The sequence below is a fragment of the Algoriphagus sp. AGSA1 genome, from assembly GCF_021390545.1.
GTDB lineage: Bacteria > Bacteroidota > Bacteroidia > Cytophagales > Cyclobacteriaceae > Algoriphagus.
This window is the reverse complement of sequence record NZ_JAJUWR010000046.1, coordinates 20,340-32,638: the sequence shown is the minus strand read 5'-3', so window position 1 is coordinate 32,638 and position 12,299 is coordinate 20,340. Positions and strand designations below refer to the sequence as shown.

Annotated in this window: 14 protein-coding genes; 10 read left to right on the top strand and 4 right to left on the bottom strand. The window is 42.7% G+C overall.

Features of this window, described 5'->3' with window-relative positions; all coding sequences use genetic code 11:
* Positions 1-683: 683 nt before the first annotated feature.
* Both LZF95_RS24080 and LZF95_RS24075 read right to left on the bottom strand, forming a co-directional pair.
* Positions 684-1,187 (bottom strand): hypothetical protein, encoded by a 504-nt coding sequence (locus LZF95_RS24080; RefSeq protein ID WP_233757929.1) that lies wholly within the window; start codon positions 1,185-1,187, stop codon positions 684-686.
* Between the two features lie 271 nt (positions 1,188-1,458).
* On the bottom strand, positions 1,459-2,025 hold the full coding sequence (locus LZF95_RS24075; protein WP_233757928.1) for a TIGR00730 family Rossman fold protein: 567 nt from the start codon (positions 2,023-2,025) through the stop codon (positions 1,459-1,461).
* 444 nt (positions 2,026-2,469) lie between these two features.
* On the opposite strand from LZF95_RS24075, the gene LZF95_RS24070 reads away from it, so the two are divergent.
* From LZF95_RS24070 to LZF95_RS24025, 10 genes are all read left to right on the top strand, one after another.
* Positions 2,470-3,045, top strand: coding sequence for a non-canonical purine NTP diphosphatase (locus LZF95_RS24070; protein WP_233757927.1), 576 nt, complete (start codon positions 2,470-2,472; stop codon positions 3,043-3,045).
* Positions 3,046-3,082: 37 nt separating this feature from the next.
* On the top strand, positions 3,083-3,700 hold the full coding sequence (udk, locus tag LZF95_RS24065; RefSeq protein ID WP_233757926.1) for a uridine kinase: 618 nt from the start codon (positions 3,083-3,085) through the stop codon (positions 3,698-3,700).
* A gap of 125 nt (positions 3,701-3,825) precedes the next feature.
* Positions 3,826-4,179, top strand: coding sequence for a hypothetical protein (locus LZF95_RS24060; protein ID WP_233757925.1), 354 nt, complete (start codon positions 3,826-3,828; stop codon positions 4,177-4,179).
* A gap of 92 nt (positions 4,180-4,271) precedes the next feature.
* Positions 4,272-7,244 carry a protein translocase subunit SecDF gene (gene secDF / locus LZF95_RS24055; protein WP_233757924.1) on the top strand — a complete coding sequence of 991 codons (2,973 nt, stop codon included), beginning with the start codon at positions 4,272-4,274 and terminating at the stop codon, positions 7,242-7,244.
* Between the two features lie 114 nt (positions 7,245-7,358).
* The gene (locus LZF95_RS24050) at positions 7,359-7,766 is read left to right on the top strand and encodes a molecular chaperone DnaK (RefSeq protein ID WP_233757923.1); all 408 of its coding nucleotides are present in this window, start codon (positions 7,359-7,361) and stop codon (positions 7,764-7,766) included.
* A gap of 2 nt (positions 7,767-7,768) precedes the next feature.
* On the top strand, positions 7,769-8,527 hold the full coding sequence (locus LZF95_RS24045) for a histidine kinase (protein ID WP_233757922.1): 759 nt from the start codon (positions 7,769-7,771) through the stop codon (positions 8,525-8,527).
* The gene (locus LZF95_RS24040) at positions 8,514-9,269 is read left to right on the top strand and encodes a sensor histidine kinase (RefSeq protein WP_233757921.1); all 756 of its coding nucleotides are present in this window, start codon (positions 8,514-8,516) and stop codon (positions 9,267-9,269) included. The genes LZF95_RS24045 and LZF95_RS24040 overlap by 14 nt, the downstream gene beginning before the upstream one ends.
* Positions 9,270-9,324: 55 nt before the next feature.
* Entirely contained in the window at positions 9,325-9,951 is a 627-nt protein-coding gene (locus LZF95_RS24035; protein ID WP_233757920.1) for a response regulator transcription factor, read from the top strand.
* Between the two features lie 2 nt (positions 9,952-9,953).
* Positions 9,954-10,997 carry a Gfo/Idh/MocA family oxidoreductase gene (locus LZF95_RS24030; protein ID WP_233757919.1) on the top strand — a complete coding sequence of 348 codons (1,044 nt, stop codon included), beginning with the start codon at positions 9,954-9,956 and terminating at the stop codon, positions 10,995-10,997.
* 48 nt (positions 10,998-11,045) lie between these two features.
* Positions 11,046-11,477 carry an outer membrane insertion C- signal gene (locus LZF95_RS24025; protein WP_233757918.1) on the top strand — a complete coding sequence of 144 codons (432 nt, stop codon included), beginning with the start codon at positions 11,046-11,048 and terminating at the stop codon, positions 11,475-11,477.
* A gap of 165 nt (positions 11,478-11,642) precedes the next feature.
* On the opposite strand, the gene LZF95_RS24020 is transcribed toward LZF95_RS24025, so the two are convergent.
* Positions 11,643-11,843, bottom strand: a complete 201-nt coding sequence (locus LZF95_RS24020) for a hypothetical protein (RefSeq protein WP_233757917.1) — start codon at positions 11,841-11,843, stop codon at positions 11,643-11,645.
* 173 nt (positions 11,844-12,016) lie between these two features.
* Positions 12,017-12,226, bottom strand: a complete 210-nt coding sequence (locus LZF95_RS24015) for a hypothetical protein (protein WP_233757916.1) — start codon at positions 12,224-12,226, stop codon at positions 12,017-12,019.
* Between the last annotated feature and the right edge of the window lie 73 nt (positions 12,227-12,299).

Genomic DNA, 12,299 nt, shown 5'->3' with positions numbered 1-12,299 from the left:
CCAGCAGCTGGCCATTAAATTTGAGGGGAGGCTCAAGCTGGACATCAATACAGAAAATTAATTAATTAGTTCCATTCCCTTGGGGTACCCCAAGGGAAGGGAAGGACAGAGTTTAGCTAACACTCCCCATAGTCTAGTTTGATTTCTATAACTTCTTTATCATCAGCTTGCAGAAAATGTTTTGAAAGATCCCAATTAGGTGTTCTACTTACTTCATTTTTACTTATCCTTGCATTTGCATCCGTTTCATTCCATAGGGTTTGTTCGTTTTGCTCAAACCATACTTTCGCATTTTCAATTTCTTTAGATAGTATTTTTACGTCTTGTTTTGGTTCTTGCTCTATGCATGAGAATAAGCAAAATGCTGAAAGAAAAATAATGGCTAATTTCCTGCTAAAGTGTAATTCGCATGTTTTCGCATGTTTTCAAAATTTAGGTAGAAGAATTTTAAAGAAGTGTTGTGTTTTGTTGAATTCCAAATTTTTTAGGCTAAATATTCAGAGGTGGGACTCACGAAACATTTTTGATTCGCTGAAATGCAGTTTTAGCGTGAGCAGGTTAAATGATTGATTATGACTCATTAGTAGATTTTCAATAAAAATTAGTCTGCAATCAAGTATCCGGGCTCTTATAATTATTCTGATCTAAAAGCTAACCTATTAAAAAGTAAGACCTAATCGGCCTCATCCAATTTTCAACAGCAACTCACCCTGCCTTTTCACCACCTTCAAATCAAAGTATTGGTTGATAAAAGCCTTGCAGTGATTCTCTGACCATTCGGCGCGGGACGCCGTGTCAAAAAGTAGGGTCATTCTCAGCATGGTCTTCACATATTGCCCGTAGTTGCCCAACTCCCGCACATAGGCAATAAAAGCAACCGACCAGTCCTCTTGAAACTTTTCTAGATGTGTTCTCCCATCAAAAAGCATTTCCAACTGATTGTCCCCATGCTTGTAGCGATAGATTCCGCAGAGTTGACGGTAGATCAGACGCACATGGTCTCTCGGAAAATCAAAGGTGTCCAGGATCTGGGCGTAAGTAGTGTCCATCAACTGCAGCGGATTGTACAGAGAAGTATAAGAACGCTTCAGCTCAAAAACCATCCGGTCAATCAGTTCCTCTTCAAGCAGGGATTGTGCCTGGCGAAGAATGTAATTTTTGTCTAATGGAAACAGTTTCTGGATCATTGCTCCGCAAAAATAATAAATTATCTTTTTAGGATGATTTTAAATTAAGCTAATTGTCTGATGTCGGGAGTTTTTTAACCACTGAGGCCACAGAGTTTTTCGCAGAGGGCACAAATGTTAATACAGTTGTCCTACATCTCCAGAAGCTGGACTAAAATAGAATTACAATTTTATCTTCCTTGTGGTTTCTGGTTTGCTTCAATTATCGACTTCCTTCCATGGCCAAGCTGCTCAGACAAACATCCGTCATCGGGCATCCAACACCGGACAATTATCCCCAATCCGCAGGCCTTTTGGCTTCGTAAGCCTCTATTTGATCCAGCAAATCCGAAGGATCATCGGAAACAATCAAAAGCTCCTCCTGCTCAGGATACATAAAGCCCTCTTGCATGGCATGGTTAAGAAAGGCAATCAATTTATCATAATAGCCATTGACGTTATAAAGTGCCAGTGGCTTCTGGATATAATAAAGCTGGTTCAGCGTCATGATCTCAAAAAGCTCCTCTAAAGTCCCTATTCCGCCCGGCATGGCAATAAAAGCATCTCCACGCTCGGCCATCAGCCACTTTCGGTCACGCATGGTTTCCACGATAATAAGTTCAGTACATCCACGGTGAGCCACTTCCCTATCCACCAATTTCTGAGGGATTATCCCTAATACTTCCTTGCCAGCTCCTAGCATTTCGTCCGCCATCACCCCCATCAACCCCACTCTTCCTGCTCCATAGACCAGGGAATGATCCCGCTTGATCATCTCCTGGGCCAGAGCCCGGGCGCCTGATTCATAAACTTCACTGTCTCCTTTTCTAGAACCGCAATAGATGGTGATTTTACTCATATGATTTGGGTATTGTATGAAAACCGAAATTAAGCGAATCTATTTTCAATGCCCAGTCAAGCTTGAGAATTTACAAAAGCATAATGCGATAGATCTCTAGAAGGTTTTTGAAAGTCTAAACTAATTCCCGCAGACCTGACTGCCGTCAGGCAGGTTTCCGGAGATAAAGACGCAGATCAGTGCAGATCACATGAAAAGGAAATTTTTCTTTTATGCATATCCGCTTTTCTGCCGACTTAAAGAATTTTAGTTATAGGGCATCAATAGCATCAAGGCCACTTCGGTCACCTGTTTCCGTCTTCTGATGCGGTGAGCAAAGATTTTGTGGCTACTGGCATCATTGCGGATAATCAGATTTTCTTTCCGCAGGTGAATTCTTATTTATATATGTTTTTTTGAAAGAGGAATAGGGGCTTAACGTCATTAAAATTCTATTTTTGGACTATGAAAATTTGCTTTGCCACAAACAACCTAAAGAAAATCGAGGAAGTGAAAGCTGCACTTGGAGATGGCTTCGAAATAGTCTCACTGCAAGCTATTGGATGCATGGAAGAGCTTCCAGAAACCGGGGATACCCTGGAGCATAATGCCTTTGAAAAGGCCAGCTATGTAAAAGAGCATTATGGTGTGGATTGCTTTGCAGATGATACAGGTCTGGAAGTGGATGCGCTTGAGGGTCGGCCGGGAGTTTATTCCGGTAGATATGCCGGTGAGCCTAGAAGTGATGAGCGGAATATTGATCTGTTGCTGAGAAATCTTGGAAACACTTCGCTACGGACTGCACGATTCAAAACCGTTATAGCGCTTTTGATCGGGGATGAAGAGTATAAATTTGAGGGGATTGCCGAAGGGGAAATTTTGAGGGAAAGGACCGGAAATGGAGGGTTTGGCTACGATCCTGTTTTCCTGCCCAAAGGATTTGACAGATCTTTTGCAGAGATGGATTTATCGGAAAAGAACGCCATTTCTCATCGTGGAAAAGCTGTGAGCGAACTTATTGCCTTTTTAAGCCATATATAATTCTGTGATAAGCCAAAAATCAGCATAACTTTGCCACATGAAAAAACCATTCATTGTAGGCATTACAGGGGGTTCTGCCTCAGGGAAAACACTTTTTTTGGAGCGTTTGCTGAATTCATTCGAGGATGGTGAGGTTTGCCTGATTTCCCAGGACAATTATTACAAACCCAGGGAATTGCAGCCTATAGATGAGCACGGGGTTTATAATTTTGACAGACCGGAAAGTATAGATTTCGAGGAGTACGCTTCCGATATCCGCAAGATCCAGGCTGGTGAAACAGTGCAGCGTGAGGAATATACATTCAACAATGCTGCTAAAAAACCCAAAACACTGACATTTAATTCAGCTCCTGTGGTAGTGGTGGAGGGGATTTTTGTGCTGTATTATCCTGAACTGGCAAATTTGCTCGATCTAAAGGTTTTCATAGATGCCAAGGACCACATCAAATTAAAACGGAGAATCATCAGGGACAAGGTAGAGCGGGGATATGATTTGGATGATGTGCTTTATCGCTATGAGCAGCACGTAATGCCCACGTATGAGAAATACATCAAGCCATTTATGAACGATGCCGATCTGATTGTTCCGAATAATCAGAATTTCGATAAAGCACTAGAAGTCATCCGCACATACCTGCGTTCCAGATTAGTCTGATTTAGCGGGAGCTGTCCTTGAACAAACAATTGATTTTTAGTATATTGCGCTGATTCTCTCGGAAAATACAGAAATTCGGCGGAGGAAAAACGTACGTTTTAAATATTTGGCTATATTTGCGCCGCATGAAAGCATCAAAACGAAATAACAACCTATTCCAACAGCGCCTTACGGTAATGCTGGCGTTGTTGTTATGTTTGTTTATTTCCAGCATAGAATACGTGCCTGAGGCAGCAGAAGGGGTTAAAGTCGAGAAGAACGACCAGTCTTCGAGTGATCAGGATCAGACTTTTTTGAACGTTGCGGTGGATGCGGTAGTGCCTTTTGTAGTGCATGTATCCCACAGTCTTCTGTATTTGATTCACGAGATAGTAAATTTTGAAGGCACTGCCTTGATCACTGAAGTGACTTCCGTTTTTCAACCCAACCAGCTGGGCGAAATACTTTTTGAGCGGATCATATCCACTAAAGGCCCCTGATACCAAGTTGTTTCCCGCTTTCACAGTTCTTGACTGATTTACGGTCAAGCCATTAATCTGTATTAATAATCAAATAATAATTTCAATTTCCCATGCAAAACAAAGGTATCATTGTGTTTTTGACAGTGATCGTTACGGCACTGTGCCTGTACTATCTGTCATTCACATTTGTGTCAAACAATATCCAGCAAAAAGCCCAGGAATACGCTACTGATGCGTCTGGCAATGTGAATTTCTCCAAGAGACAAAGCTATCTGGATTCTATCTGGAGAGCTCCGGTGTATAACTTTCTAGGTGCGGATTATACTTATCAAGAGGTAAAAGAAACAGAACTTGGATTAGGTCTTGACCTTCAGGGCGGGATGCACGTTACCCTTGCAGTTTCTCCTGTAGAAATCGTGAAAGGTCTTGCAGGCAATCCAAAGGATGCCGCTTTCAACAAATCTGTGGAAGAAGCGCGGGAAGAAGCAAAAACATCTACCACCAAGTTTGTCGATTTGTTTTATGCTGCATGGCAGAAAAACAAACCAGGAGAAAAGCTAAGTGGGGTTTTCGCTACAGCTGCAAACAGGGGAAGGATTTCTCTGGACACTTCTGATTCCGATATCTTAGGAATCTTGGACAGGGAAATAGAGAACGCGATTGAACGTTCGTTCAACATCCTAAGAACCCGTATCGATAGATTCGGTACTTCTCAGCCAAACATCCAAAGAATTCAGGGCTCAGGACGTATCCAGATCGAGCTCCCTGGTGTGGACAATCAGGAAAGGGTGAGAAATCTCCTTCAGGGAGTGGCCAAGCTTCAGTTTTGGGAAGTTGCCGAGACAAATGAAATCGGAGGTGCTCTGGAATCAGTAAACAGCGCCTGGGTAGCGGCTAACAAATCAGCACAGCCTGTTGCGGCAGACACTGTTGCTACAGATGATCTTTCTGAGGAGGATTCCCTGAGAAATGCACTGGAAAAGCAGCTTGCGGAAATAGATCCTTCCAATGCAGGGGAGAATAACGTTTCTCCGCTGTTCAGCTTGCTTAAGCCTAATGCCGGTTTGGCGTATGAGCTACGCGACACAATGGCTATCAACCGTATCCTGAAAAACACGGATTATGCGGCATTACTGCCAAGAGATATCAAACTGATGTGGGGCGTAAAACCATTTAAAGCCAATGACGGTGCTGAAACCCTAGAACTCTTCGCAATCAAGGCTGTAAGAGGAACTGACCAGGCTCCACTTGAAGGAGATGTAGTGACTGATGCGCGTCAAGTGTTGGATCAGAAATCCAGACCTGCTGTATCCATGCAAATGAATGCTGACGGGGCAAGAAAATGGAGAAAGCTTACTGCAGAGAATATCGGTAGAAGAATTGCGGTGGTATTGGATGATTATGTTTATACAGCTCCTGTAGTAAACGGGGAGATCCCTACCGGGCAATCCGAGATCTCAGGAAACTTCTCGCTTCAGGAGGCGCAGGATTTGGCAAATATCCTAAAGTCAGGTTCCCTTCCCGCACCTACCCAAATCGTAGAAGAGAGCATTATCGGCCCCACATTGGGCAAGGAAGCCCTTAACCAAGGATTACTTTCCATGGTAGCAGGTCTTGCGATTGTAGTTCTGTTTATGATAGCCTACTATGCCAAGGGAGGCTTTGTGGCCATTGCAGCTTTGGTGTTCAACATCTTCTTTATTTTAGGAATTCTCGCACAATTAGGCACGGCCTTGACACTTCCTGGTATTGCTGGTATTGTATTGACTATAGGTATGTCCATCGATGCGAACGTCCTGATCTTTGAGCGGATCAAGGAGGAGCTTCGCAACGGAGTAGGCCTTTTGGCAGCGATCAATGCAGGTTACAATAAAGCATTCTCTGCTATTTTGGATTCCAATGTGACCACCTTCCTTACTGGTGCGATTCTATTTGCTTTGGGACAGGGGCCTGTAAAAGGCTTCGCCATAGTATTGATGATCGGTATCGCTTCGTCCTTCTTCTCTGCGGTATTCATCACCCGGGTGATTGTATCATGGATGAGCAAAAAAGGCGACAATAGCTCTATCAGTTTTGCTACGCCATTCTCTAAAAATGCCCTAAGTGCCCTGAATTTTGATTTCATGGCCAAAAGAAAAGTGGCTTACCTGATCTCTACATCCATTATTGTGATCGGTTTGGGAATAGCTCTTGTCAATGGGTTGAAATTTGGTGTGGACTTCACGGGAGGTCGCTCGTATATCGTGGCCTTTGATGAGCCTATGGCCGCTTCTGATTTGAAATCCGGTTTGGATAGAGAATTTGACGGATCGGTAGAAGTAAAGACCTACGGGTCTAGCAATACCTTGAAAGTGACTACTTCTTATTTAGTGAATGAAGATGATTCCGAGTCAAACCTAGAGGTAGAGAGCAAAGTTAAAGAAGGAATTGCGGCTGTTACCGGATTGACATTCACTGAGGATGCGGAATCGCTGACAGCTGGTCAATTTGCCATCACTGGCTCATCCAAAGTAGGCGCAACTGTAGCCGATGACATCAAAGCTTCTTCCGCAGAAGCCATGATTGTGGCTTTGGTAGCCATATTCCTTTACATCTTGCTTAGATTCCGTAAGTGGCAGTTCTCCTTGGCATCTATCATTGCCTTGATTCACGATACCTTGTTCGTAATTGCAGCCTTTGCTATCGCCAGTGCATTTGGCGCCACTTTCGAAATCGACCAGGTATTCATTGCGGCCTTGCTTACTGTAATAGGTTATTCCATTAACGATACCGTGATTGTATTTGACCGTATCCGTGAGAATATAGAGATCAAGGGAGTGAATAAATTGGTGAAGGTCTTTAATGATTCCATCAACCAGACGCTAGGCCGTACCTTGATCACCTCATTCACTACCTTGATTGTAGTGATTGTGCTATTGATCTTCGGTGGAGAGGTATTGAGAGGGTTCTCATTCGCTCTATTCATTGGTATCCTGGTGGGCACTTATTCTTCCGTCTATATCGCTACTCCTATCGTAGTGGATTTGATGAAAAGGGAGCTTGATCAGGAAAATGCGGATAAGGAGGCTAAAAAGCTGGCTTAATTTCTTTTTCTTTTTGTTAAAAAAAGGAGTGGGATACGATCTCACTCCTTTTTTATTGCCTAGTGGTAGAGTTTATTCTTATCTTTTGGGGAATATTCTTAATAAACCCCATCCATGAAAATCGACAAAAAAGACTTTGAGGCTATGAAGGCCAAGTATGATACTGAAGTCAAAAAAGGCAAAGCCGCCAAGGGTAAAAAAAGCGGAAATAAAACCAATCAAACCGACTGGATATTCATAGATAGAGAAACCCTAGAGGGTCTTTTGGCTAAAGCTGACAAAGACCCTAAGGTGGGAGGAATACAATTTTACTTCACCGAGTACACCGAGGAAACCGCTGAAAAAACCCACCCAAAAGAAGGTTCTGCCTATTGCGGGCAGTTGACCTTAGTGATGCGCGCCGCTAATCTGAAGGGAGAAAAGCTTGTTTCTGTGGTCAAAAAAAGAGGAGTAGAGGATGAATATCAAAATGGGGGGCACCAATGTCCTTATCACTGTGAACCTTATCCCACTGACAATTAAAAATGGATCCTAGGTTTGTTCAGGCATTTCTAACTACAGATTTGATTGCACTTGATATACTCGCTGTTTTAGGTATAATCTTCTTTTTCCGACTTTCAAAGGATCAAAAGACTCAGCTGTGTTTTTGGCTTCCTTTTTTGATACTGATATTTACAGTTTTAAGGAGTAACATGGGTGGCTATGCCAACTATAATTATGAGTTCAAAAAGGCGGTGAATGCTTATCTAGGGAATACAGAATTTCCCAGATATTCTCTTTGGTTGAAAAATGTGGGCGACATACTAATATTAACAGTGCTTTACTTTTTTTTAATAAAGTCCTGGCTTGAGCCCTCTAAAAAGAAATACATTAACTGGATGTTGATTGTATTTGTGGTAACTAGCCAGATTATACAGTTTTCAGGACTAGAACCTATTTACTGGTTTCAGCCTATAATATTCTCCATAGGCGCTAATATGATATTGGTCGGATGCGGGCTCTACTTTGTTGGATTAATGACAAATGATACTTACCTCAAATCAAATCCCCTTCGCTTGGTCTCCTTTTGGCAGATGACTTTTCTTCTCTTCACCTATTCTTTGACTTACATCAACGATGTGGCTATGCCATTCTTGGTGACTTACAATTATGAGCTTGGTAAGTCGATGTATCAGATCAATGAAGTAATGATTGTTTGTAATTTGGCCATTTTTGTGTTGACCATCGCCTCGCCAAAGCTTCCCAACCTATTTGAACGAGAACCATCCTATGGATTCAGTTGAAAACCAAGTTTACATAATCATCTTTTCTACCTTATTTCTGGGTGGAATCATGTCCACTTTTGTAGTAGCGATGGTATTTATCCACAGGCAGCGGCAGGCTCAAAACCGCCAGAAAGTGGATCAGATCAAAACGGAACATGAGAAGACCTTGCTGAATATAGAAAATGAGATACAGCAGGAGACGCTGGCCCATATCGGTAGGGAACTGCACGACAACATCGGGCAGCTGCTTTCATTGGCCAAGCTTAATTTTGGCTCCCTCAAGCCAGAGAAGCATGCCGAGGGAAAAGAGATTTTGAATCAGGTGATTCAGGAAGTCCGTGGATTATCCAAGACGCTGAATCTGGATTGGGTGGAATCCATCAGCATCAATGAATTTGTAGCGCAGCAATTGGACCGAATACAAAACACCGGTTTTTGTGAAACCATGCTGGAAGCAGATTTTGAACTTATTGATTTGCCAAAAGACCAAAAACTGGTTTTGATACGTGTGATACAGGAGTCCCTTAATAATGCAATGAAGCATGCTTCCCCGGGCAAAATCCTGATAAAAATCCATCAGGATGGCCCAACTAAGCAAATCCGGATACAGGATGACGGGAGTGGGTTTGACACTTCCTTACAGACCAATGGCAGCGGAATGTACAATCTCCAAAACAGAATGCAAACTATCGGTGGGGGATTTGAACTGACCTCTACCGTCGGAGAAGGAACAGAAATCATATTAACCTTGCCTAATTAGATTATTGAGTATAATTTGAAGCTTAATCTCCCCACAGTATTAATTACTCTTACTCATGATCAGGATTGCCCTGGCCGATGACCATAAATTATTCGCGAAAGGAATAGAAGGTATTCTTGAAGAAGAAGCAAATTTTCTTGTCGTCGGCGTATTCCCCAATGGCAGAGAGCTTTGCGACTATATCGCAAAAAACCAGCCAGATGTCATATTAACGGATCTCAACATGCCCATTATGGATGGCTTTGGAGTCTTGGAACATTGTAAAAAGAAGTTTCCTCATGTGAAGGTGGTTGTACTTTCCATGTATGATGAGGAGAAGATTTATAAGCAGTGTCTGGACAAGAAAGCTGATGCATTTATATTAAAGGATGCGGATCCGGATGAGTTGATTTTTACTATTCATGAAGTTTATGAAGGAAGGCATATCCTTAATTTTGACCGGGTGAAAAAACAAGCTATCCAAGGAGCCTATTTTGATGCGTTCCGTATGAAATACAAACTTTCGCGCAGAGAGACGGAGATCATCCAATTGATCAAAGATGGAAATCAGAACAAAAACATTGCTGAAATACTGAATTTGAGTAAGCAGACTATAGAGACCCATCGTAAAAACATCCATCAGAAACTTCAGGTCAGTTCTCGGATAGAATTGGTGAACAAAGCCCACGAAATGAACATCTAACCATGAACAACCCAATAAGAACAGCCATAGTGGGCTTCGGCTCTGTGGCCGAAAAGATGCATGCCCCACTGATCAATGTATGCCCCGATCTGGAGCTTGTTGCTTCTGTGGAGCGGAGGACCAACCGCTGCGAATCACTTTACCAGACCACAACTTTTAGGACTCTGGATGATTTACTTGCGGCAGGAGCTGCTGATCTTGTCGTGATCACTACGCCCAATGAATTCCATTTTCCTATGGCAAAACAATGTCTGGAAGCGGGCAAGCATGTGGTGGTGGACAAGCCGGTGACCATTTTTTCCCATGAGGCAGAAGTGCTGGATAAATTGGCTAAGGAGAAAGGTCTCATCTGTTCGGTTTTTCACAACCGTCGGTATGATGGGGACTTTATGACCTTGCAGAAGTTGGTGGGGGATGGGGATCTCGGTGATTTGGTCTATCTGGAATCCCATTTCGACCGCTTCCGACCGGATGTCTCTGACAATTGGAGGGAGGCTCAGGTAGCTGGAAACGGAATCACTTTCGATCTTGGATCGCATCTCATTGATCAGATCGTGTTGCTTTTTGGGCTTCCAAATTGGGTTCAGGCAGATATACGTAAGCAGCGTACTGGAGCCGTGGCGGATGATTATTTTGATATTATCCTCGATTATGGCTCGCTGAAAGCCAGGGTGACGGCAGGTGCATTGGTGAATGTACGGACGCCAAAGTTTCTGCTTTTGGGCAAAAAAGGATCCTTTCAGAAGTTTGGTTTGGACGTGCAGGAAGCCGCCTTCAAGGCCGGGGACAAGCCGGAAGGCCCAGCTTGGGGTGTGGAAACTGAGGAGAAGTGGGGAAAAATATTCCTCAATGAGGAAGTGAAAATGTATGAGACCATCCCTGGGGATTACAGGATTCTCTATCAAAATGTCGCTGATGCGATATCAAAACAGGCTACTTTGGATATTACTATTCCACAGGCCATCAGGGTTTTGAAGATCATAGAGGCATCTTTTAAGAGCTCAGAAGAGGGATGTCGCATAAGCAGATCTGAAGGTGGATGGTGATTTTTGGCTGATGATTTGAAAAGAATAATCCAGATTAAAAATTGAATCATGAAAAAACTACTACTACTTTCCTTAACCTTATTTGCGTTTATTTCTTTAGCAAAAGCACAGATAAGCGCGGGAGTGAATCTTCAAAGTTCAGAAACTTTTGTTACCATAGGTACAGACCCTTCTAAGCAAATTTTCGGTGAGGGCAGAATTGGAACCGGCGGAGATATTGGGGTCGAACTGATGGGGGCTTACAATATCGTCAGAAAGGATGATGTGAATTTCTATTTAGGACTTGGCTTGGGATTGGATGATGACCGTCACCGCCACGACCACGGCGATGATATATACATCACTATTCCATTTGGACTCTTGGTCACACCATTCAACAGCAAAAACCTCGGCCTAGTACTGGAAGCGGCACCCGTATTGGCGACTGATCATGGGGATTATTTCCGTGCTGGGTTTGGGTTTAAATACACATTTAGATAAAAGAATAAAACCACCAACAACCAAAAAAGGTCAGCTCGTCTATGGGCTGACCTTTTAATTTTTCTGGGGATTTTTACTTGTTGTTTAGGAAAAGGAGACACCCAGGTTGATGGAGGAAGTATTGAGACCAAAGGAGAAAGAATCGTATTTTGGGGATGTCTGATTTTATTCTCCTGTGGTGAAGGAGACCAGATTGGTTGAGGGTTCCAGTGCCAGCCAGTTTTTGGGGAAATATGCCAGTCCTGCAGATAAGCTTGTCGTGTACTGAGTGTATTTTGCTTCATTCTCACTGGAAGTTCCTTGGGAAGAATTAAATATAGCGTTATTAGTACCCCAAATAGCCCCACTGATCAATTCTCCAAACACAGAAAATTTATCCCCAAGGGGAAAATATTTTCTTGCAAATAGTGCAGCTCCAAATGCATCGTAATCAATAATCTGTTCTTCAATCGTTGAGCTAGAGCTAGTTGATGAAACACTTTTTCTTGTAGTTTCACCTGTATTGAATGTAAGTGCTGTGCCTATGACCCAATTATTACCTATGGCATACCCAAATCTTGGGTTGAAAAGGAAATCTTTCGAATCATCATTGATGGCGTGACATTAGGGAGCATTCCTATTAGTTGCTCTGAGTTTGAATTGTTGAAATTCACATTTCCTCCCAGCATTATACTTCCTTTTTCGATTTGGGCATAGACTGCGAAAGAAAAGAGTTGGAAAGCAAGTAATCCAAGTAATAGCTTTTTCATTGTTAAAAGATTTAGTTTAGATTTTAAGGTTGCTCGGCTCTGTGAATTATTTAGTTGTATGAGTTTTGATAAA